Annotated in this window: 15 protein-coding genes; 7 read left to right on the plus strand and 8 right to left on the minus strand. The window is 70.1% G+C overall.

From position 1 onward, the window contains the following. Window positions 1-4: 4 nt before the first annotated feature. The gene (gene dxs / locus M1M07_RS18490; protein WP_248675130.1) at window positions 5-1,939 is read left to right on the plus strand and encodes a 1-deoxy-D-xylulose-5-phosphate synthase; all 1,935 of its coding nucleotides are present in this window, start codon (window positions 5-7) and stop codon (window positions 1,937-1,939) included. A gap of 114 nt (window positions 1,940-2,053) precedes the next feature. Here dxs and M1M07_RS18495 read toward each other — a convergent pair whose 3' ends face one another. The 6 genes from M1M07_RS18495 to M1M07_RS18520 all read right to left on the minus strand — a co-directional run bounded on the left by M1M07_RS18495 (window position 2,054) and on the right by M1M07_RS18520 (window position 12,968). After that, a complete protein-coding gene (locus M1M07_RS18495) occupies window positions 2,054-3,493 on the minus strand; it encodes a sugar porter family MFS transporter (protein ID WP_269437615.1) in 1,440 nt (479 codons plus the stop codon). A 113-nt stretch (window positions 3,494-3,606) separates the two neighbouring features. Next, entirely contained in the window at window positions 3,607-5,718 is a 2,112-nt protein-coding gene (locus M1M07_RS18500; RefSeq protein ID WP_248675131.1) for a 3-hydroxyacyl-CoA dehydrogenase NAD-binding domain-containing protein, read from the minus strand. Beyond that, window positions 5,719-6,939 (minus strand): thiolase family protein, encoded by a 1,221-nt coding sequence (locus tag M1M07_RS18505; protein WP_197252536.1) that lies wholly within the window; start codon window positions 6,937-6,939, stop codon window positions 5,719-5,721. Between the two features lie 176 nt (window positions 6,940-7,115). Further along, a complete protein-coding gene (locus M1M07_RS18510) occupies window positions 7,116-10,028 on the minus strand; it encodes an FAD-binding and (Fe-S)-binding domain-containing protein (protein WP_248675132.1) in 2,913 nt (970 codons plus the stop codon). Window positions 10,029-10,034: 6 nt separating this feature from the next. Continuing rightward, window positions 10,035-11,168, minus strand: a complete 1,134-nt coding sequence (locus M1M07_RS18515; RefSeq protein ID WP_248675133.1) for an enolase C-terminal domain-like protein — start codon at window positions 11,166-11,168, stop codon at window positions 10,035-10,037. Window positions 11,169-11,174: 6 nt separating this feature from the next. Then, complete coding sequence (locus tag M1M07_RS18520; RefSeq protein ID WP_248675134.1) at window positions 11,175-12,968, minus strand: thiamine pyrophosphate-requiring protein; 1,794 nt, start codon at window positions 12,966-12,968, stop codon at window positions 11,175-11,177. Between the two features lie 173 nt (window positions 12,969-13,141). On the opposite strand from M1M07_RS18520, the gene M1M07_RS18525 reads away from it, so the two are divergent. Both M1M07_RS18525 and M1M07_RS18530 read left to right on the plus strand, forming a co-directional pair. After that, window positions 13,142-14,956, plus strand: coding sequence for a glycoside hydrolase family 15 protein (locus M1M07_RS18525; RefSeq protein ID WP_248675135.1), 1,815 nt, complete (start codon window positions 13,142-13,144; stop codon window positions 14,954-14,956). Then, the gene (locus M1M07_RS18530) at window positions 14,953-15,975 is read left to right on the plus strand and encodes an SDR family oxidoreductase (RefSeq protein ID WP_248675136.1); all 1,023 of its coding nucleotides are present in this window, start codon (window positions 14,953-14,955) and stop codon (window positions 15,973-15,975) included. Before M1M07_RS18525 ends, M1M07_RS18530 begins: the two co-directional genes overlap by 4 nt. Before the next feature lie 51 nt (window positions 15,976-16,026). Here the strand turns inward: M1M07_RS18530 and M1M07_RS18535 are convergent, their stop codons facing one another. Both M1M07_RS18535 and M1M07_RS18540 read right to left on the minus strand, forming a co-directional pair. Further along, window positions 16,027-17,262: a ribonuclease D gene (locus M1M07_RS18535; RefSeq protein ID WP_197252532.1), complete on the minus strand. Its 1,236-nt coding sequence runs from the start codon at window positions 17,260-17,262 to the stop codon at window positions 16,027-16,029. 63 nt (window positions 17,263-17,325) lie between these two features. Next, window positions 17,326-17,901, minus strand: a complete 576-nt coding sequence (locus M1M07_RS18540) for a DUF3000 domain-containing protein (protein ID WP_248675137.1) — start codon at window positions 17,899-17,901, stop codon at window positions 17,326-17,328. 141 nt (window positions 17,902-18,042) lie between these two features. Here M1M07_RS18540 and hemE point away from each other — a divergent pair, with 141 nt between their 5' ends. The 4 genes from hemE (at window position 18,043) to M1M07_RS18560 (ending at window position 23,535) form a co-directional block, all read left to right on the plus strand. After that, window positions 18,043-19,140 (plus strand): uroporphyrinogen decarboxylase, encoded by a 1,098-nt coding sequence (gene hemE / locus M1M07_RS18545; protein WP_248675138.1) that lies wholly within the window; start codon window positions 18,043-18,045, stop codon window positions 19,138-19,140. After that, the gene (locus M1M07_RS18550; RefSeq protein WP_248675139.1) at window positions 19,137-20,495 is read left to right on the plus strand and encodes a protoporphyrinogen oxidase; all 1,359 of its coding nucleotides are present in this window, start codon (window positions 19,137-19,139) and stop codon (window positions 20,493-20,495) included. The genes hemE and M1M07_RS18550 overlap by 4 nt, the downstream gene beginning before the upstream one ends. Window positions 20,496-20,500: 5 nt before the next feature. After that, complete coding sequence (hemQ, locus tag M1M07_RS18555; RefSeq protein WP_248675140.1) at window positions 20,501-21,196, plus strand: hydrogen peroxide-dependent heme synthase; 696 nt, start codon at window positions 20,501-20,503, stop codon at window positions 21,194-21,196. A 62-nt stretch (window positions 21,197-21,258) separates the two neighbouring features. After that, window positions 21,259-23,535, plus strand: a complete 2,277-nt coding sequence (locus M1M07_RS18560) for a molybdopterin-dependent oxidoreductase (protein ID WP_248675141.1) — start codon at window positions 21,259-21,261, stop codon at window positions 23,533-23,535. The last annotated feature ends 3 nt before the right edge of the window (window positions 23,536-23,538 follow it).

Consider the following 23,538-nt stretch of genomic DNA (forward strand, 5'->3'; position numbering starts at 1 on the left):
CCAGTTGGGTGTCCTTTCCCGCATCCAGTCGCCCGACGACGTGCGGCGGCTCACGCCTGCCGAGGTCAAGGAGCTCGCCGGTGAGATCCGACGGTTCCTCGTCGAGAAGGTTTCCGCGACCGGTGGTCACCTCGGCCCGAACCTCGGTGTCGTCGAACTGACCCTCGCCCTGCACCGCACCTTCGATTCGCCGCACGACCCGATCCTGTTCGACACCGGCCACCAGGCCTACGTCCACAAGATCCTCACCGGTCGCGCCGACGGATTCGACACGCTGCGCCAGAAGGGTGGCCTGTCGGGCTACCCCTGCCGCGCCGAGAGCGAACACGACTGGATCGAGTCCTCGCACGCGTCGGCGGCCCTGTCCTATGCGGACGGTCTCGCCAAGGCGTACGCACTCACCGGGCAGCGCGACCGGACCGTCGTCGCGGTCGTCGGCGACGGCGCCCTCACCGGTGGCATGTGCTGGGAAGCGCTCAACAACATCGCCGCCGGTAAGGATCGGTCGGTGGTCATCGTCGTCAACGACAACGGACGCTCCTATGCGCCGACCATCGGTGGTCTCGCCGACCACCTGGCGGCGCTGCGGATGCAGCCGGGCTACGAGAAACTTCTCGACAACGGCCGGCGCTTCGTGAAGAAGCTGCCGTGGGTCGGTCCGGCCGCCTACTCGGTGCTGCACGGGATGAAGGCCGGCATCAAGGATGCGATCAGCCCGCAGGTGATGTTCACGGATCTGGGCATCAAGTACCTCGGTCCCGTCGACGGGCACGACGAACCCGCCCTCGAGGGGGCCCTGCGCCGCGCCAAGGCGTACGGCGGACCGGTCCTCGTGCACGCGGTCACCCGGAAGGGCGCCGGCTACGCTCCGGCCGAGAACCATCTGGCCGACCAGATGCACGCGACCGGCGTCATGGATCCCCGCACCGGCCGGTCCACGTCGTCGGCGTCGGTGCCGGACTGGACGTCGGTGTTCTCCGACGAACTCATCGCGCAGGCACAGGATCGGGACGACATCGTGGCGATCACCGCCGCTATGGCCGGGCCGACCGGGCTCGCCAAGTTCGGTGAACGGTTCCCGGACCGGATGTTCGACGTCGGAATCGCCGAGCAGCATGCGGTCACCTCCGCGGCGGGCCTGGCGCTGGGCGGCCTACACCCGGTGGTCGCGGTGTACTCGACGTTCCTCAACCGCGCGTTCGATCAGTTGCTCATGGACGTGGCCCTGCACAAGCTGCCGGTCACCCTCGTGCTCGACCGGGCGGGTATCACCGGCTCCGACGGCGCCAGCCACAACGGCATGTGGGACTTCTCGCTGCTGGGAATCGTGCCCGGCATCCGCGTGGCCGCACCGCGTGACGGCGCGACCCTGCGCGAGGAACTCGGCGAGGCGCTCGCGGTCGACGACGGCCCGACCGCTCTGCGGTTCCCGAAGGGAGCGGTGGGCGAGGACATTCCGGCGCTCGAACGTCTCGACGGAACGGTCGACGTGCTGCGGATGCCGGACGGGCGCAGCGGCGACGTGCTGCTCGTTGCCGTCGGCGCGTTCGCCGGTCTGGCACTCGAGACCGCCGAACGCCTCGCGCAGCAGGGCATCACCGCAGCAGTCGTCGACCCGCGGTGGGTGCTGCCGGTCCCGGCCGCGGTGACCGAACTCGCCCGCAATTTCCGGGTCGTGGTGACCGTGGAGGACAGCGGCGTGCACGGAGGTGTCGGATCCGCGGTCGCGGCTGCGCTCAGCGACGCCGACGTCGACGTGCCCACCCGCGAACTGGGTGTGCCGCAACGGTTCCTCGAGCACGCCTCGCGCGGTCAGATCCACCAGGAACTCGGGTTGACCGCGCAGGACGTGGCCCGTCGCATCACCGGATGGGTCGCGGGACTCGACTCCGCCGACGCGGCGGAATCGGTCGAGGAACGCAACCGCGGCGTCGGCTGACCCACTGCTCCGCCGCCTCCGAATACGCCACCGCTCGTGCGTGTTTTCGGTAGCGGGCGCTACCGGAACCACGCACGAGCGCGGGGGGCTGCCGACCCGTCGCGCAGTGCTGCGTCAGGTGTGCATCTCCTCGAGTTCCATGCCCTTCGTCTCCGGGATCTTCGCCTTCACGAAGAAGAACGACAGCAGCGCGAAGAACGCGAACAGGCTGTAGAGGAACCACAACCCGACCGTGCCCGTCAGAGGCGGGAACGCCAGGGTGACAGTGAAATTCGCCAGCCAGTTCGCGGCCGTGCTCAAACCCAGAGCGACGGCGCGCATCCGGTTGGGGAACATCTCGCCGAGCATCACCCACATGATCGGGCCCCATGTCGCGGCGAAGAACACCACGAACATGTTGGCGCCCACGAGCGCGACCGGACCCCACGGGCTGGGCAGCTCGACGTTCTCGCCTTCGCCGATCGCCTGCGAGAAGGCGACGGCCGCGAGCACCAGGCTCACGAACATCCCGATCGAGCCGATCATGAGCAGGATCCGTCGTCCGATTCGGTCCACGAACAGGATCGCCACGAATGTCATCGCCACGTTGATCACCGACGTGATCACCGAGGTGGTGAAGGATTGGTTCTCGCTGAACCCCACCGACTTCCACAGTGTGGTCGAGTAGTAGAAGATCGCGTTGATGCCGACGAACTGCTGGAAGATCGCCATGATGATGCCGATCCACACCAGCGGCTGCAGGCCGAACCGCGGACCGCGGATGTCCCCGAACGAGCGCGTCGATTCGCGCCGGAGCGTCAGCCGGATCTCGTGCACGCGTTCGTTCGGCCGGAGCTCGCCGGTGATGTTCGCGAGGATGTCCGCGGCCTCCTGGTCCAGGTTCTTGCCGACGAGAAAGCGCGGTGACTCCGGAATCATCAGCGCCAGAATGCCGTACACGAGAGCGGGAACCACGCCGACGAGGAACATCCAGCGCCACGCCTCGAGGCCCCACCACAGATCGTTCGACGGGCCGCCGGCGGCGTTCTGCAACACCGCATCCGACAGCAGGGCCGCGAAGATGCCGATGGTGATGGCGAGCTGCTGCAGCGAGGCGAGCGCGCCGCGATAGCGGGCCGGTGCGATCTCGGAGATGTAGGTCGGTGCGATCACCGACGCGATGCCGATGCCGAGGCCGCCGATCACACGCCATAGCATCAGATCCGGAACACTGAACGCGTACCCGGAGCCGACCGACGAGATCACGAACAGTGCGGAGCCGAGCAGCATCACCTTCTTGCGGCCCCATCGGTCGGCGAGTTCCCCGGCGAACCAGGCGCCGACGGCGCAACCGAGCAGGGCGATGGCGACGGCGAAACCGGTGAAGAAGTCGCCGAGACCGAAGTTCTCCTGGATCGAGTCGACCGCCCCGTTGATGACCGAACTGTCGAAGCCGAACAGGAATCCGCCGACGGCCGCGGCGACCGTCACGGCGATGACCTTGGCTGCGTGCCCACCGGAGGGTTGCGTCATGGGGCACCTACTTTCGTCGGGCGTCGCTGCCGCGCTGTCCAATCCGAATCAACGCTACGCCGGAAGTGCCTGCTCGCACGGCCGTTTGTGCAACGACGGCGCATCACCGTGCGGTGATGCGCCGTCGTCGGGTGCCGGTTCGTCGAGGGCGGAGGTCAGCGGGGGACGCTGGCGACTCCCGGCTCGAGGAATCGCTTGCCGTTCACCGCTTCCGAGGTTCCGGTGCGGTCCAGGTACGGGGTGATGCCACCGTTCCAGAACGCGAAACCGCCACCGAGGATCAGGCACAGGTCGATGTCCTGGGGAGCCGCGACCACGCCCTCCTCGAGCATGATGCGGATCTCCTCGGCGAACGCGCGGCGGGTGCGGTCGAGCACCTCGTCGGCGGTGGAGGGCTTGTCACCCTGCGGCCACAGCGCGGCGACCTCGGGATCGACGACCTGGCCGTTCTCGCCGTAGGTCCACACGCCGGGCTTGCGGGCCTCGACGAGGGCCGACAGGCCGGCCGACGGCTTGAACCGATCCGGGTACGCCGCCTGCAGCGTCTCACCCGTGTGCAGGGCGATCGCCGGGCCGACGAGCGCGAGCAGCGTGAACGGGCTCATCGGCATGCCGAGCTCGGCCACCGCATTGTCCGCGACGTCGAACGGGGTGCCCTCGTCGACGGCGGCGATGACCTCGCCGAGCGTGCGGGTGACCAGGCGGTTGAACACGAAGCCCGGCTTGTCGCCGCACAGCACCGCCGACTTCTTCAGGGCCTTCGCGGTCGCGAACGCCGTCGCGAGGGTCGCGTCGTCGGTCTTGTCGCCCTTGATGACCTCGAGCAGCGGCAGGACCGCGACCGGGTTGAAGAAGTGGAAGCCCACGACCCGCTCCGGGTGCTGCAGATCCGACGCCATCTCCGTGATCGACAGCGACGAGGTGTTGGTCGCCAGGATCGTCTCGGGGGAGATGTGCTGCTCGAGCTCGGCGAACACGTTCTTCTTGACATCCATGTTCTCGAAGACGGCTTCGATGACGAAGTCGGTCTTCGCGAACGCGGCCTTGTCGAGCGAACCGGTCACCAGTGCCTTGAGGCGGTTGGCGGCGTCCGGGGACAGCCGGCCCTTGCCCAGCAGCTTGTCGATCTCGGTGTGGACGTAGCCGACACCCTTGTCGATGCGCTCCTGGTCGATGTCGGTGAGGATCACCGGGACCTGGAGCTGCTTGACGAACAGCAGCGCGAGCTGGCTGGCCATCAGGCCCGCGCCGACGATGCCGACGCCGGTGATCTTGCGGGCCAGCGACTTGTCCGGGGCTCCGGCCGGGCGCTTGGCGCGCTTGTTGACCAGGTCGAACGCGTACAGGCCGGCACGCAGTTCGTCGGAGAGCAGCAGGTCCGCCAGCGCTTCGTCCTCGGCGGCGAAACCGGCCGCGAGGGACGCCGCGTCGGAGATGTCGGTGCCGCGGGCGGTCTCGAGCAGCTCGATCGCCTTTGCCGGAGCCGGGGCGAAGCCGCGGGTCTTGCCGTCGACGAGCGCCTTGGCGCGGGCGATCGCGGCATCCCAGCCGGCGCCGCGGCCGATCTCCGGGCGGGCCGGGGTGATCTCGCCGGCCAGGACCTTCGCGGCCCAGGCGAGGGACTGCTCGAGGAAGTCCGCGGATCCGAGGACGATGTCCGCGTAGCCGAGGTCGGCGGCCTGCTTCGCCTTGATGGTGCGGCCGTTGTTGAGCGGGTTCTCCAGGATCAGCGTGACCGCGGCGTCCGGGCCGACGATGTTCGGCAGCAGCTGGGTGCCGCCCCACGCCGGGACGAGGCCGAGCATGGTCTCGGGCAGGCCGAGGGCCGGCACGTTGTCGGCGACGGTGCGGTAGTGGCAGTGCAGACCCACCTCGAGGCCGCCGCCGAGGGCGAGGCCGTTGACGAACGCGAAGGTCGGGACCTCGGAGGTGCGCAGGCGGCCGAACACCCGATGGCCGAGCTGCCCGAGTTCGAGGCCCTGCTCCCGGGTGGTCACGGCGGGCACACCCTTGAGGTCCGCACCCGCGGCGAAGATGAACGGCTTGCCGGTGACGGCGATCGCGGCGGGGTTCGCGGCGAAGGCCTCGTCGAGCGCGGCGTCGAACGCGAGCAGACCCTTCGGGCCGAACGAGTTCGGCTTGGTGTGATCGAAACCGTTGTCGAGGGTGATCAGCGCGACCTTGCCCTCGATACCGGGAACGGACACCAGCTTCGTGTACGCGTTGGTGACTACCTCGTCGGCGAAAGCATCGATTATTGCGGTCATTTACTTCTCTCCCGCCCGGTAGTCGGCGTGGTTGGGGTTCTCCCAGATGACGGTGCCGCCCATGCCGAGGCCGATGCACATGGTGGTCAGGCCGTAGCGGACGTCCGGGTTCTGCGCGAACTGGCGGGAGAGCTGGGTCATCAGGCGCACACCTGAGGAGGCGAGCGGGTGGCCGCAGGCGATGGCGCCGCCCCACTGGTTGACGCGCGGGTCGTCGTCGGCGATGCCGAAGTGCTCGAGGAACGCGAGCACCTGCACGGCGAACGCCTCGTTGATCTCGAACAGGCCGATGTCCTCGATCTTCAGACCGGTCCGGGCGAGCACCTTCTCGGTCGCGGGGACCGGGCCGATGCCCATGACGGCGGGATCGACACCCTGGAACGCGAAGCCGACCATCCGCATACCGACGGGCAGGCCCAGTTCGGCGGCGGTGTCCTCACCGGCCAGGATGCACGCGGTCGCGCCGTCGTTGAGACCGGCGGCGTTGCCTGCGGTGATCCGGCCCGCGGTGCGGAACGGCGTCTTGAGCTGGGCGAGGTCCTCGACGGTGGTGCCGGGGCGCGGCGGCTCGTCCTCGGTGGCCAGGCCCCAGCCGTTCGCCGATCGGGTGGCGACGGGCGTGATGGTGTCGGCGATGAAGCCGGCCTTCTTCGCGGCGTCGTACTTGTTCTGCGACGCGACGGCGTAGGCGTCGGTGCGCTCCTTGGTGATCGACGGGAACCGGTCGTGCAGGTTCTCGGCGGTGTTGCCCATGACCAGCGCGGACGGGTCGACCAGGCGGTCCGCGAGGAAGCGCGGGTTCGGGTCCGCGCCCTCACCCATCGGGTGGCGGCCCATGTGCTCGACGCCACCGGCGACGACGACGTCGTACTGGCCGAAGCCGATGCCCGACGCGGTGGTGGTCACGGCGGTCATCGCGCCGGCACACATGCGGTCGATCGCGAAACCGGGAACGGTCTCGGGCAGACCCGCAAGGATCGCCGAGGTGCGGCCGATGGTCAGGCCCTGGTCACCGGTCTGGGTCGTGGCCGCGATCGCGACCTCGTCGACGCGCTCCGGCGGCAGCTGCGGGTTGCGGCGCAGAAGCTCGCGGATCGCCTTGACGACCAGGTCGTCGGCGCGGGTTTCGGCGTAGATGCCCTTCGCCCCGGCCTTGCCGAAGGGGGTGCGGATGCCGTCGACGAACACGACGCCGCGTTGCGTTGAGGTGGTTGGAGCCACGCTGATTCCTCCTGATGGAGCGATGCTCTCGTCTCGTCGCAGTCCGCGACGAGCGGTGGGTTCCGGCCGTGGAAGGTCCGACGCATGAGAGCCTACCCGACGTTACCGCTGAGTAACTTATCACCTTCGGCGCAGGTGGGAGACGCGGTTGCGCGGTTGTGATCCCATGGTGTCGATCACGTGTCCGAGCCCCGTCGGACCGCGGCGGCGAGCAGCTGTGCGGCGTGCTGCGGGGTCACGGAGGGCAGCAGGTCACGAATCTGTGTACGGCAGCTGAACCCGTCCGCCAGGATCGTCGTCCCCGGATCGGCCGCCCGGATCGCAGGCAGCAACTTGTCCTCGGCGCACGCGACCGACACCTCGTAGTGGCCGGCTTCGAATCCGAAGTTCCCGGCGAGCCCGCAACAGCCGGCGTCGAGAACAGTGGTGTCCACACCCGCGTGGTCCAGCACCGTTGCGTCGTCGCGGTAGCCCATCACCGCGTGCTGGTGGCAGTGCGGCTGAATCAGCGCCGACATCCCGAGTGTGTGCGGCGGGCGCCAATCCGGCACCCTCGCCTGCAGCAATTCCCCGAGGGTGAACGTCTGCGCCGCCAGCCGCCGGGCGTCCTCGTTGCCGGGCATCAACTCGGGCAGATCCGACCGGAACACCGCCGCGCAACTCGGCTCGAGCACCACGACGGGAGTGCCGGAACGCAGGACCGGAGCGAGCAGCCGCAGGGTACGGGTGAGCACCTTCTGCGCGACCGCGAGCTGTCCCGTCGAGATCCACGTCAGGCCGCAGCAGGCGAACTCCTCGGGCACCTCGACCGCGAATCCTGCGGCTTCGAGCACCGTCACGGCGTCCCGGGCGATGTCCGGCTCGAAGTTGTCGGTGAACGTGTCCGGCCACAACACCACCGGCCCGTGCACTCGGTGCGGCGGCGGGGGCTCGCGCCGTCGCCACCACTGCGTGAACCGCTGCCGGGCGAACCGCGGGAGAGTTCGCCGAGGGTCGATGCCCCCGGCCCGGGCGAGCAGCGGCGACAACCCACGCGCGTGGGCGGCGGCGTTGACCACGGAGGGGGCCGCCGAGGCGACCCGGGCCAGCACCGGCAGCCAGCCCATCGAATAGTGCGCGCGGGGACGCACCCGGCCGCGGTAGTGGTGGAACAGGAACTCGGCCTTGTAGGTGGCCATGTCGACGTTGACGGGGCAGTCCGAGAGGCAGCCCTTGCAGGCCAGGCACAGATCGAGCGCGTCCCGGACCGCCTCCGAGCGCCATCCGTCCGTGATGACCTCGCCGTTGAGCATCTCGAACAGCAGCCGGGCGCGACCGCGGGTGGAGTGCTCCTCCTCGCCGGTGGCCCGGTAGCTCGGGCACATCACCCCGGACTCGTGACCGCGGCACTTGCCCACGCCCACACACCGCGCGGCGGCGCGCGAGAAGCGGTGGTCGTCGTCCGGGAACCCGAACCGGGTCGCGGGTTCGAGCGGCAGGTACGCGGAACCCTGGCGCAGGTTCTCGTCGAGCCGGTAGGGCGCGACGATCTTGCCGGGATTCATCCGGTTACCGGGATCGAACAGGTTCTTGAGCTCCCCGAACGCCGTGACCAGCCGGTCGCCGAACATGATCGGCAACAGCTCTCCGCGGGACTGGCCGTCGCCGTGTTCCCCGGACAGCGACCCGCCGTATCCGACGACCAGGTGTGCGGCCTCCTCCACGAAACGGCGGTAGCGTGCGACGCCGGGCGCGGTACGCAGATCGAAGGGGATGCGGGTGTGCACGCACCCGTGGCCGAAGTGCCCGTACAACGAGGCGGTGCCGTAGTCGTACCGGTCGAGCAGATCCCGGAAGTCCCGCAGATAGTCGCCGAGACGCTCCGGGGGGACCGCCGCGTCCTCCCAGCCTTCGTGGGTCTCCGGCCCGTCCGGGGGATAGGCGGTGGCGCCGAGTCCCGCCTCGCGCGCGGCCCACACCTTCTTCTCGAGGGCCGGGTCGTCGAGCACGCGCGTCGACGCCGACCTGTCGCGTTCCAGGTGCGCGATCATCGCGCGGGCCCGCTCGTCCGACTCGTCGGTGCTGTCGCCGGTGAACCGCGCCAGCAGCCACGCGGATCCCTCCGGCAGTTCGGCGAGCGCCTTCTCGGCGAGGCGCTTGCTGTGCTCGAGCGTGACGAGCCGGTGGTCGATGCCCTCGAGTGCGGCTGGATCGTGTTCGAGTACGAGGGGCACCGCGTCCGCGGCCTCGACGATGTCGCCGAATCCGGCGACGACGAGCGTCTCGGCGGCCGGGACCGCAACGAGATCCAGTTCGGCGCGCAACACCGTGACCAGGGTGCTCTCCGAGCCGGTGAGCAATCCCGCCACGTGGAAACCGTTCTCCGGCAACAGTGAATCGAGGTTGTAGCCGGACACGCGCCGCGGAATCCGTGGGTAGCGGGCGCGGATCTCGTCGGCGTACGAGTCGCGCAACCGGCGCAGCCCCCGGTAGATCTCGGCGCGCCGGCCCCCGGCGGCAACGATCCGGTCGAACTCGTCGTCGTCGGTGGCTCCGACCCACATCCGCAACCCGTCGTGGGTGAGCACCTCGAGGCGGCGCACCGAATCGACGGTCTTGCCGTACGCCTGGGCCGTCGAACCGCACGAGTTGTTGCCGATCATGCCGCCGATGGTGCAACTCACGTGCGTCGAGGGCTTCGGACCGAACATCAGGCCGTCCGGGTCGAGCTTGTTGTTGAGGACGTCGAGCGCGATGCCGGGTTCGACCTGCACGGTGCCGGCGTCGGCGTCCACCGACAGCACGCGGTGGCAGTACTTGGTCCAGTCGAGCACCACCGCGGTGTTGCAGCACTGACCGGCCAGGCTGGTGCCGCCACCGCGGGAGAGCACCGGCACGTCGCGTTCGTGGCACACCGCGACCGCGGCGACCGCGGCTTCCGGGGTCCGGGGCACCACCACACCGATGGGCACCTGACGGTAGTTCGAGGCGTCGGTCGAGTACGCGGCGCGCGAACCGGGGTCGAACCGGACCTCGCCGTCGACGCGGTCCCGCAGGTCCTGCTCGAGCGCGGCGAACGGCAGTGTGGACCGGTGGAGTTCGGAAGTCATTGCCGGTCAATCCTTTCCGGCGGTGTTCGGGTGGGGGCCGTGCACGCGGTACCGGTCGATGTCGCCCACCCGCAGCGACAGGCCGTGTCCCGGTGCATCCGGATCGGGGCGGAGGAATCCACCGGTGGGGTCGAGGTCGCCGTCGAAGAAGAGCGCCTCGATCCGGACGTGATCGTGGAACCATTCGAGATGCCGCAGGTTCGGGGTGGCGGCGGCGACGTGCACGTGCAGGTGGGGCGCGCAGTGCCCGGAGATGTCGAGGTGGTGGGACGCGGCGACCGCGGCGACGCGCCGCCATTCCGTGATCCCGCCGCACCGGGACACATCGGCCTGCAGGCAATCGACCGCGCCGGCTGCGCACATGCGGCGGAAGTACGTCAGGTCGTAGCCGTATTCGCCGGCGGTGACGTCGGCGTCGACCGCCTCGCGGACGCGTCGCAGCCCGTCTAGGTCGTCGGAGGAGACCGGCTCCTCGAACCATCGCACCCGCGCGTCCGCCGCAGTCGACGCCACCCGGATCGCCTGCTTGACCCCGTACGCGCCGTTGGCGTCGACGAACAGTTCGGCATCGTCACCGATCGAGTTGCGGGACAAGTGGATACGAGCGAGATCGCGGTCGGTCGCGGCGCCGCGGTCCTGGCCGATCTTGATCTTCACCCGGGGAATCTCCTGGACGTGCACCCAGTATTCGAGCTGTGCGGTGAGCCGATCCGCGTCGTAGGTGGTGAACCCGCCGGAGCCGTACACCGGGACCCGGTCGTGCACCGCGCCGAGCAGCCGGTGCAGCGGCAGTCCCAGCAGTCTCGCCGCGAGGTCCCACAGGGCGACATCCACCGCGGAGATCGCGCAGGCCGCCACCCCGGGGCGTCCGGCGTTGCGCACCGACCGGTACATGCGCTCGTACGCGCGACCGGTCGCGAACGCATCGCACCCGAGAACCTCACCGGCGAGGATGTCGGTGACCACGTCGGCGCAGGCGACGGGCCCGTAGGTCCATCCGGTGCCGACCCGTCCACCCGCGGCCACGCGCACCAGCACGAGGGTGGTCGACGTCCACGCGAGCGTGCCGTCCGCCTCCTCCGTGTCGGTGGGCACGGTGTACGCCGTGGCGGTGATCTCCTCGATCGGTGCGTCGAGCACGCCGGCTCATCCGTTCTTGTGCGGCAGGAACTCCTGGACCTTCGTCGCCAGGCCGGTCGTGACGAATCCCCACGCGTCCTCGTCGCCCTGCAGGACCGCGGCGGTCGTGGACTTGAACTGATCCCAGGTCGCGTGGGGCGGGATCGGCGGCATATCCGGATCGGTGTGCACGTCCAGGAGGGTCGGGCGATCCGCGGACAGGGCCGTCTCCCACGCCCCTGCCAGTTCGTCCGGAGCGGTGACGGTGACGCCACCGAGACCGAGACCGGCTGCGAAGGCCGCGTAGTCGACGTCCGGAAGCGTCTGGGACTCCACGAATTTCGGGGCGCCGCCCATCGCCCGCATCTCCCACGTGACCTGGTTGAGGTCGTTGTTGTGCAGGACGGCGACGATCAGCCGCGGATCGTCCCACTGCTGCCAGTACCGCTTGACGGTGATCAGCTCGGCGAGACCGTTCATCTGCATCGCCCCGTCGCCCGCGAAGACGATCACCGGGCGGCCCGGATGCGCGAACTTGGCGCCGATCCCGTAGGGCACGCCCGGTCCCATCGTCGCGAGGGTCCCGGACAGCGATCCGCGCATTCCGGGCCGGAATTTCAGTTGCCGCGCATACCAATTCGCGGCCGAGCCGGAGTCCGCCGTGACGATCGCGTCGTCCGGCAGCCGTGTCGAGGCCTCGGCGAACATGCGCAGCGGGTTGATCGGATCGGCGTCCACCTCGGCCTGCTTGTCCATCGTCTCCCACCAACGGGCGACGTCGGATTCGATCTTCTCCCGCCAGGTCCGGTCCTCCTTGCGCCGCAGGTTCGGAATCAACGCGCGCAGAGCGCTTTTCGCATCCGCGACGACGTTCACCTCGTACGGATAGCGCATGCCGATCATGCTGCCGTCGATGTCGATCTGCACCGCCCGGGCCTGTTCGAAACCGGGCAGGAACTGGGTGTACGGGAAGCTCGAACCGACGGTGAGGAGGGTGTCGCAGTCCCGCATCATCTCGTAGCTCGGCCGGGTGCCCAGCAGACCGATCGCACCGGTCACCCAGGGCAGTTCGTCGGAGAGCACGTCCTTGCCGAGCAACGCCTTCGCCGCACCCGCGCCCAGCAGGTCGGCGACCTGGGCGACCTCCTCGTGGGCGCCGCGCGCACCCTGTCCGACCAGCATCGCGACCTTCGTGCCGGCGTTCAGCACATCGGCGGCCCGGCTCACGGCATCGGCGTCCGGATCCACCGCGGGACGGTCGAAGCCGACACTGGACGGCACCATCTTGAACGCGTGGGCGGGCGGGGAGTAGTCCAGTTCCTGCACGTCTGCCGGAATGATCAGGGCGGTCGGGGCCCGGCGGGTCAGCGCGACCCGGAACGCGCGATCGAGGACGTTCGGCAACTGCTCGGGGACCGTCACCATCTGCACGTAGTCGGAGGCGACGTCCTTGTACAGGCTGAGCAGATCCACCTCCTGCTGGTAGGACCCGCCCATCGCACTGCGGTTGGTCTGCCCGACGATCGCGACCACCGGAACGTGATCGAGTTTGGCGTCGTACAGGCCGTTGAGCAGATGGATCGCGCCGGGCCCGGACGTCGCCATGCACACCCCGACCCGGTCGGTGAACTTCGCGTAGCCGACGGCCTCGAAGGCGCTCATCTCCTCGTGGCGGGACTGGACGAACTGCGGATCGTCGTCGGCACGTCCCCAGGCGGCGAGGATGCCGTTGATCCCGTCCCCGGCGTAGGCGAAGACGTGCTTCACTCCCCACGCGCGCAGACGTTCGAGCAGATAGTCGGAAACCTTCTGGCTGGACATCGGACGGGTCCTCCTCACGGATCGACGGACCGACATCGGACTCGGTTCGGGTTCCCCGCTCCACCGTGTCTATTCACAACCGGAACCATCGATTCGCTCGAGCACCGTTTGAGCCGGTTTCCCGCCGGGAATTCCGATCCGAACGGTCTCGAAACGGCAGGAAGGAAGTGCCGATGGCGGATCCGGCTGCGTGCCGCGAGAGCACCGCGCCGGCGCCGGCCGACTCGACCGGGCACGACCACCGACTCCGGCCGCACGTGCTGCGCGACTACGCGCTCATCGCGGACGGGGAACGCGGTGCGCTCATCGGCCCCCGCGGGGATCTCGCGTGGATGTGCGCGCCCCGCTGGGACAGTGACGCGGTGTTCTCCTCGCTGCTCGGTGGCCCGGGTGCCTATGTCGTCGAACCGGACAGTGACCGCTACACCTGGGGTGGCTTCTACGAGGACCGCACCCTCATCTGGCGCAGCCACTGGGTCACCGCGACCGGGATCGTCGAATCGCGGGACGCGTTGGCCTTTCCCGGCGACCCGCACACCGCGATCGTGCTGCGCCGCATCGTCGCCGTCGACGCCGACGCACAGGTCGACGTCGAACTGCTCGTCGCCGCCGGATTCGGTGCGATACCCATGGACACGATCACGGCCGAATCCGGCGTGTGGACGATGCGTGCCGGCCCGCTGAGACTCCGCTGGACCGGCGCGCCCGACGCACACATCCACGACGGCCGGCTCGCCGCGACCGTCCGGCTACGGTGCGGGGAATACCACGACCTGGTGCTGGAACTGAGCGATCGGACCCTGCCCGGCCGTCCGCCGGACCCCGACGATCTCTGGACCCGCACCGAACACGCCTGGCACCGCGCACTACCCCCGGTCGAAGGCACCCTCGCCGACCGCGACGCGCGCTTCGCCTCCGCGGTGTTGCGGGGCCTCACCGGTGGCAGCGGCGGCATGGTCGCCGCCGCGACGACGTCGCTGCCGGAGCGGGCCGAACAGGGACGCAACTACGACTACCGCTACAGCTGGATCCGCGACCAGTGCTACGCCGGTGTCGCGTTCGCGACCGCCGGTCCGCATCCCCTCCTCGACACCGCTGTCGGATTCGTCTCCGAACGACTCCTCGCCGACGGTGAGGAGTTGAAACCCGCCTACACCGTCGAGGGCGGCCGGGTGCCCGACGAGAAGACTGTGGACCTGCCCGGATATCCGGGAGCGGACGTGCGCGCCGGCAATCACGTCAACGCCCAGTTCCAGCTCGACGTGTTCGGCGAGGCACTGGTGCTGTTCGCCGCCGCGGCCCGCCTCGACCGGCTCGACGCCGTGCACCACCGGGCGGTGGACGTCGCGGTCGAGGCGATCGAGAAGCACTGGCGCGACGCCGACGCGGGGATCTGGGAGCTCGACGACCGGTACTGGGCGCATTCCCGGCTGATCTGCGCGGCGGGGCTGCGCTCGATGGCGCGGTACGGGCCGGCACGGCCCTCCGGCCGGTGGAACGCGCTCGCCGACACCCTCGTCGCCGCCACCACCGAGACCTGCCTGCACCGGTCCGGACGCTGGCAGCGTGCCCCCGGCGACGACCGGGTCGACGCCGCGCTGCTGTTGCCGGCCATCCGCGGTGCCGTCCCGGCGGACGATCCGCGTAGCCGACGGACCCTCGACGCCGTGCGCGCCGACCTCGGTCGCGAAGGCTACGTCTACCGGTTCCGGCACGAGAAGGGGCCGCTCGAGGCGGCCGAAGGCGCCTTCCTGCTCTGCGGATTCGTGATGGCCCTGGCCGAGCACCAGCAGGGACACCGGACCGCCGCGGCGCGGTGGTTCGAACGCAACCGCTCCGCGTGCGGCTCGCCGGGACTGTTCACCGAGGAGTTCGACGTCGAACAACGTCAGCTGCGCGGCAACCTTCCGCAGTGCTTCGTCCACGCCCTGCTGTTCGAATCCGCCCATCGACTGGCCGAGGACCCCGGCCGAGAGGAATCGTCATGACCGAGATGCCGACGCAGGTCGTGGTGGTCACCGGCGCCACCGGTGGTATCGGCCGGGCGGTCGCCCGCGCCTACGGTGCCCGCGGCGCCCGGGTGGCGCTGCTGGCCCGCGGCGAAGCCGGGTTGGACGCGGCCGCCCGCGACGTCACCGCCGCCGGCGGCACCGCGCTGCCCATACCCACCGACGTCGCGGACCCGGACCGCGTGGAGGCGGCGGCGAGCCGCACCGAGGACGAACTCGGACCCATCGACGTGTGGGTGAACGTGGCATTCACCTCGGTGTTCGCGCCCGCGACGGAGATCTCGGCGGCCGAGTACCGCCGCGTCACCGAGGTGAACTACCTCGGCTACGTCTACGGCACCTGTGCCGCACTGCGCCGGATGAAACCCCGGAACCGCGGCTCCGTCGTACAGGTCGGCTCCGCGCTGGCCTATCGAGGCATCCCCCTGCAGAGCGCGTACTGCGGTTCCAAGCACGCCATCCAGGGCTTCACCGAATCCCTGCGCTGCGAACTGCTGCACGAGCACAGCGGAGTGCACGTGACAATGGTGCAGATGCCCGCCGTGAACACCCCGCAGTTCTCCTGGGTGCGTTCGCGGCTGCCCAAGCGGGCGCAGCCGGTACCGCCGATCTTCCAGCCCGAGGTCGCCGCGCGTGCGGTGCTCCACGCGGCCGACCACCCGCGACGCCGTGAGTACTGGGTGGGGGCGAGCACCGCCGTCACGCTGGCACTCAACGCCGTCGCTCCCGGTCTGCTCGACCGGTATCTGGCCCGGACCGGCTACGCCTCGCAGCAGACCGAGCAACCCCGTGACCCGGACCAGCCGGAGAACCTGTTCACCCCGGCCGACGACGAGGAGGGGCGGGACTTCGGTGCCCACGGAGCCTTCGACGAGCGGGCGCATTCACACAGTCCGCAGGTGTGGGCCTCCCAGCACCACGGCGTGCTCGGGGGCGCCGCGGTCGCGGTCGTGGCCGGAGCCGCGGCGATCGGCGTCGGCCGCCGCCTGCGCCCGTGAGGCGGTCCCGGCATCACGTCCCCGGCGTGCTGCCGGTAACGATCGTTCCGCTCAGGCCGTCAGAACGGTCGCCAGCCTCGGTGCCACGACCTCGCGCTGCCACGGCCGGGCACCGCCCTCGACGAATCGCATCGCGATGTACTCGGTGACGTCGACACCGGGGACCGGGTCCCAGTCCCAGCACAACCGCCGCACGAGTTCCGGACTGATCAGGTTCTCGACCGGAACCTGCACGGACTCGCTGATCGCGGTGAGTTCCGTACGGGCAGCGGCCAGGCGCGCCGCCGCCTCCGGGTGATGACGCGACCACCGGTTCGCCGGCGGGGGACCGACGAACGGCTGCGCGAGTGGCGGCAACTGCGACTGGGGCAGCGCGCGGGCACGTTCGATCGCGGCCAGCCACACCCGGGACAAGCGGCGTTGCCGCGGCCCACCGAAGACCGGCAGCGCGCGCAGTTCCTCGGGGCTGCGCGGATCGGCCTCCGCGGCCGCGATGATGGCGGAATCGGGAAGCACCCGACCCGGCGCGATGTCGCGGCGGGCCGCCATCTCGTCGCGGGTCGTCCACAGTTCCCGCACGATCGCGAGGCGCCGCGGATCCTTCAGGGTGTGGATCTTCGACGTGCGCCGCCACCGGTCCGGCTTCGGTGCCGGCGGCCCCGCCGACCGGACGTGCTCGAACTCCTCGGCAGCCCATCGCGACTTCCCCTGGCGATCGAGTTCCTCGGCCATCGCGTCCCGCAGGTCGACGAGGATCTCGACGTCCAGAGCCGCGTAGTTGAGCCACGATTCGGGCAGCGGCCGGGTGGACCAGTCCGCGGCACCGTGGCCCTTGCGCAACTCGAAACCGAGCATGCGCTCGACGATCGCGGCGAGCCCGACCCGCTCGAACCCGGCGAGCCGTCCGGCCAGTTCGGTGTCGTACACCGAATCCGGGTGCAAGCCCAGCTCCGCCAGGCACGGAAGGTCCTGGTCGGCGGAGTGCAGCACCCACTCCAGTCCGTTGATCGCCTCGGCGAGCGGTGCGAGCGCACCTGCGGTGGGAATCGGGTCGATCAGCACCGTTCCGGCCCCGGCGCGCCGCAGCTGGATCAGGTAGGCACGTGATGAATAGCGGTAGCCGGAGGCGCGTTCGGCGTCCACGGCGAGCGGCCCGCTTCCCGCCGTCAGCGCAGCCGCGGCGGCGTCGACACCCGCCGCGGTGGTGATCACATCCGGGACACCGTCGCGCGGGGTGAGCAGGGGAACGGGTGTCCGCAGGGACTCGTTTTCTTCTGCTACCGACATGAAATGGACTCTAGACCGATTCGGAGCGGTCGAGCGCGGACTGTCGGGACCGGTGCCCCCGCGTCAGCGCTGGAGGCGCACCACACCGACCGGGGGAAGACCCGCCGCATACGCGAGGACCTCGCAGAACGCCTCCACGTGCGGACCCAGCTCGCCGGACAGCGGCGTCCACGACGCCCGCAATTCCAGTTGGTGGGCCCGCGCGGGTCCGGCGATGTCCCCGAACCGCACCGAACTCGTGGACGTGACCGTGCCGCCGAGCGCCGTCAGCGGTTGTCCGTGCGCCTTGAGCGCGTCGACGAGCCAGCTCCACGCGACCTCCGGGAGCAGCGGATCCGACGCCAGCGTCGCGTCGACGTCCGCCTGGATGTAGGCCACCAGCCGCATCGTGCCGTCCCAGGCGTCGTCACCGGACGGATCGTGCAACAGGATCAACCGTCCGAACGCGTCGCCTTCGGATTCCTCGGGAACCGGCCCGGATTCGTCGTGCAGCACCTCGGCGCCCAGCGCGTAGCTGAACGGGGCCAGTCGTTGGGGCGGCCGGATCGGACCGACCTCGATCTCCGGGCGCACCGTCGCCGCGTTCATCGCTTCGATCGCGGCGCGGAACTGAGCGGGTTCTGCGGGCGAGGTGGTCACGACAGCGGACGTTAGTGCCGGTGATGCACAGCACGCGGGAGGCGCGCCGATTCCGGAGGCCTACGGCGGCGTGGCAGCATGGGCAGCATCCCGTGCCCGCCGTGACGGGTACCGAACCATGCTCCTGGAAGACGAGGATCGATGACCGGCCTGGAAGACACGAACGTCGGCTCCACCACCCCCGCGGAGTACCCGAGCCGACGCCGGCTCGACACGGCCCCGTTGCTGGCCGCAGCGCGCGGCACCGAGCCGACCCACCGACCGGTGTGGTTCATGCGCCAGGCAGGCAGATCGCTGCCCGAATACCGGGAGATCCGGGCAGGAATCGGCATGCTCGAATCCTGCTTCCGGCCCGAACTGGTGTGCGAGATCACCCTGCAGCCGGTCCGTCGCCACAAGGTCGACGCCGCCATCCTCTTCTCCGACATCGTGGTGCCCCTCAAGGCCGCCGGGATCGACCTCGACATCGTTGCCGGCACCGGTCCGGTCGTCGCGAACCCGGTGCGGTCCGCCGCGGACGTCGCCGCCCTGCCGACCCTCGAAGCCGAGGAGGTCGGGGCGGTCGCGCGCGCTGTGGGATTGCTCACCCGCGAGCTCGGTGACACCCCGCTGATCGGGTTCGCCGGCGCGCCGTTCACTCTCGCCTCCTATCTCGTCGAGGGCGGACCGAGCCGCAACCACGAGCGCACCAAGGCGCTCATGCACTCCGATCCCGCGACCTGGCACGCGCTGCTCGGCCGGCTGGCGGACATCACCATCGCGTTCCTGCAGGCACAGCTGCACGCGGGCGTCGACGCGATCCAGTTGTTCGATTCGTGGGCCGGGGCGCTCTCGCTCGCCGATTACCGCGAGTACGTGCTGCCGCACTCGCAGCGGGTGTTCGCCGAGATCGAGGCGGCCCGGGTGCCGCGCATCCACTTCGGGGTCGGGACCGGTGAGCTGCTCGGCGCGATGGGCGAAGCCGGCGCCGACGTGGTGGGCGTCGACTGGCGCATTCCGCTCGACGTCGCCGCCGGTCGCATCGGCCCGGGCAAGGGCCTGCAGGGCAACCTCGATCCGGCGATCCTGTTCGCCGGGTGGGACGTGATCGAACGCGAGGTGCGCCGGATCGCCGCCGAAGCCGATCGTGCCCGCGCCGCCGGCGCCACCGGCCACATCTTCAACCTGGGCCACGGCGTGCTGCCCGACACCGATCCGACAGTGTTGACCCGCGTCGTCGAACTGGTGCATTCGCTGTGAGCACGCCGACCGTCGTAGTCGTCGGCGGTGGTGTCACCGGACTCGTGACCGCCTACCGGCTGCGGACGAGCCTCGGTGCCGGCGCCCGGATCGTGATCCTGGAACAGTCCGATCGGCTCGGCGGGAAGCTGCGCACCGTGCCGCTCGCGGGCGACCCCGTCGACGTCGGTGCCGAGGCCTTCATCGGCCGCCGCCCCGAGATGCCCGCGCTGCTCGACGAACTGGGCCTGACCGATCAGCTCGTGTACCCGGCCGGTGCCCGGCCGCTGATCTACGCGGGCGCCGAGCTGCATCCTATGCCTGGCGGCACCCTGATGGGCATCCCCGCCGATGCGCAGGCACTGGCCGGGCTCGTCGACACCGCCACCCTCGACCGGATCGCCGCCGAACCGGACCTGCCGTTGCACTGGGAACGCGGGGGAGACGTCTCGGTCGCCGAACTTGTCGGGACACGATTCGGGGAGCAGGTGGTGCGGCGCAGCGTCGATCCGCTGCTCGGCGGGGTGTACTCCGGCCTGTCCGACACCGCCGGTGTGCGCGCGACCCTCCCCACACTCGCCGCGGCACTCGACGACGGTGCGCCGAGCCTGATCGAGGCCGTGCGCCGGGCGTTGCCGTCGCCGTCGACCTCCCCGGTCTTCGGGACACTCCGCGACGGCTACGGCGTGTTGCTCGATGCGCTCGAGCGGGCCGCCGACGCCGAGATCCACCGCGGCACGGCGGCATCGGCGCTGCGTCGCGCCGGCCGCAGATGGTCGATCGACCCGATCGGGGAGGTCGACGGCCTCGTCCTCGCGGTGCCCGCGCCGCAGGCCGCCGCGCTGCTTGCCGACGCGGTTCCCGCCGGGGCCGAGCAGGCGGCCCGGATTCCGCTCGCGTCGTCGGTGGTCGTCGCGCTCGCGCTGCCCCGGGATTCGGGGCTGCCCCGCAACTCCGGGATCCTCGTCGCGACCGGCGAGGATCTGTCGGCGAAGGCGTTCACGCTGTCGAGCCGCAAGTGGCCGCACCTGGCCGAGCGTGATGTGGAACTGGCGCGCGCGTCGTTCGGGCGGTTCGGCGACGCCGGGCTCGTCGACGCCGACGACGATCTGCTGATCGCACTGGCCCGCAAGGACCTCGCGACCGTCACCGGGGTGACCGCGGAACCGGTCGCCGCGTTCGTGCAGCGCTGGCACGGCGGGCTGCCGCAGTACCGCGCAGGACACGACGAGATCGTCGCGGCACTCGAGGCCGCGGTCGCCGACGTCGACGGCATCGAAGTGGCCGGAGCGATGCTGCACGGCGTCGGTGTGCCGGCGTGCGTCGCATCGGGTACAACGGCCGCAGCGCGGCTGACGACACGAGTGGCAGGATGAGAAACATGGCACGTCTCGATTTCGACAAGCTCAATTCGACCCTCCGCTACGCGATGTGGTCGGTGTTCCAGGTGCGTCCCGGGGTCCTCGGCGACGACCGCGCCGAAGCGCTCGAGGATCTGCAGAAGTTCCTCGCCTCGTACGAGAACACCGATGTCGTCGTCCGTGGCATCTACGACATCGCCGGCATGCGCGCCGACGCGGACTTCATGTTCTGGACGCACGCCGAGCGCATCGAGGATCTGCAGAAGTTCTACGCGGACTTCCGGCGCACCACGATCCTCGGCCGCGCCAGCAACCCGGTGTGGTCGAACACGGCGTTGCACCGCCCCGCGGAGTTCAACAAGAGCCACGTTCCGTCGTTCATCGCGGGCGAGGATCCGGGCAACTACATCTGCGTGTACCCGTTCGTGCGGTCGTACGACTGGTACCTGCTGCCCGACGAGGACCGTCGCCGCATCCTCGCCGAGCACGGCAAGGCCGGCCGCGGCTACCCGGACGTGCGCGCGAACACGGTCCCGGCGTTCGCGCTCGGTGACTACGAGTGGATCCTCGCCTTCGAGGCTCCGGAACTCGACCGCATCGTCGACCTCATGCGCGATCTGCGCGCGACCGAGGCCCGCTACCACGTGCGTCTCGAGACCCCGTTCTTCAGCGGCCCCCGCGTCGACGCGGACCGGCTGATCAACGCGCTGCCCTGATGCGGATGCCGGAGCAGGAAGCCGAATCGAATCACAGCAGGCCCCCGCGGCGGTACTCGCACATGTCCCACTGGGGCATGTACGAGGCCGAAGCCGCGAACGGTGAGGTCACCGCCGTGCACCCCTACCCGGGTGACGCCGACCCGTCGGCGATTCTCGGCAACCTGCCCGGCTCGGTGCATCACCGGTCCCGCATCACCGGTCCCGCCGTGCGGCGCGGCTGGCTCGAGAACGGACCGGGGCCGAGCAGCGCCCGCGGCAGCGACGAATTCGTCGCCGTGTCGTGGGACGAACTGACCGAACTGCTCGCCGGGGAACTGCGCCGCGTCGTCGACACCCACGGCAACCGTGCGATCTTCGGCGGTTCCTACGGGTGGTCGTCGCCCGGCCGGTTCCATCACGCGCAGAGCCAGGTCCACCGGTTCCTGAAGATGCTCGGCGGCTACACGCGGTCCGTGCACAGTTATTCGCTCGGCGCCACCGGCGTGATCATGCCGCGGGTCGTGGGCACGCACTGGAAGCTGTTCGCACGCTCCACCAACTGGGACGTCATTGCCCGCGAGACGGACCTGATGGTGTGTTTCGGCGGGGTGCCGCTGAAGAACACCGCGGTCAACGACGGGGGCACCAGCAACCATCCGACCCGCGACGCCCTCGACCGGTTGCGCGCCCGGGGCGGGCGCATCGTGTCGATCAGCCCGCTGCGCGACGACCTGCACGGCGACGCCGAACGACTGGCCCCGCGCCCCGGCACCGACGTCGCGATCATGCTGGCCCTCGCGTACGTGCTCGCCACCGAGGACCTCGCCGACCGCGCGTTCCTCGACCGCTACTGCACCGGCTACGACAAGTTCGAGGACTACCTGCTCGGGCGCACCGACGGCATCCCGAAGACACCGCAGTGGGCGGCGGACCTGTCCGGCCTGCCCGCCGCAACCCTCACCGACCTCGCCCGCCGCATGGCCGCCGGGCGCACCCTGGTCACCGTCACGTGGTCGCTGCAGCGGGTCCGCCACGGCGAGCAGGCCCCCTGGGCCGGGGTGACGCTCGCCGCGATGCTCGGCCAGATCGGCGTGCCGGGCGGTGGATTCGGGCACGGATACGGATCGATGAACGAACCCGGTCTGGCGCCGGTGCCGTATCCGCTGCCGACGCTGTTCCAGGGACAGAATCCGATCGACGAGGCGATCCCGGTCGCCGCGATCTCCGACCTGCTGCTGAGGCCGGGGGAGCAGTACGACTTCGACGGACAGCGCCGCACCTTCCCCGACATCCGGCTCGTGTACTGGGCCGGCGGCAACCCGTTCCACCACCACCAGGACCTCGGCCGGCTGAAGCGGGCGCTGGCACGGCCCGACACGATCGTCGTGCACGATCCGTACTGGACGCCGATGGCCAAGCACGCCGACATCGTCGTGCCGTCCACGACGTCGTTCGAACGCGAGGACCTCTCGTGCACCCGCAACGATCCGCTGCTGGTGGCGATGCACGCCGCGACGCCCCGCTACGCGCAGGCCCGCGACGACTACGACACGTTCGCCGCGCTCGCGCATCGGCTGGGATTCGGTCCGCAGTTCACGGAGAACCGCACCGCACGGCAGTGGATCGAGCACCTCTACGAGCAGTGGCGCGGATTCGTCCTCGCCGACGGGGGAGGGGCACCCGCGTTCGAGGAGTTCTGGCATCGCGGTCACGTGCGGATGCGCACGGAGGACGACCTGACGTTGTTCCAGGACTTCCGTGAGGACCCGGACACGTATCCCCTCCGCACACCCAGCGGGCGCATCGAGATCTTCTCGGCCGACATCGACGGATTCGGCTACGACGACTGCGCCGGCCACCCCACCTGGTACGAGCCGGAGGAATGGCTCGGCGGCGCCCGCGCGCAGCAGTTCCCGCTGCATCTGATCGCGAACCAGCCGCGCACCCGGTTGCACAGTCAGCTCGACCACGGCGCCACCAGCCAGGCTTCGAAGATCCACGGACGCGAACCTCTACGCATGCACCCCGAGGCGGCCGCGACCCGCGGCCTCGACGCCGGGGACATCGTGCGGGTGTTCAACGACCGCGGCGCGTGCCTGGCCGGTGTGGTGCTCGACGACGGGCTGCGGCCGGACGTCGTGCAGTTGTCCACGGGCGCCTGGTACGACCCGCTCGACCCGTCGGACCCGAACTCGATGTGCGTGCACGGCAACCCGAACGTGCTGACCCCCGACGTCGGCACGTCGTCGCTGGCGCGCGGCTGCACGGGACAGCACGTGCTGGTCGAGATCGAACGATTCGACGGCGAACTGCCGCCGATCCGCGCGTACGACCCGCCCGTGGTCCGCGCCCGCTGACCC

Source organism: Rhodococcus sp. HM1, assembly GCF_023218075.1.
Lineage (GTDB): Bacteria > Actinomycetota > Actinomycetes > Mycobacteriales > Mycobacteriaceae > Rhodococcus.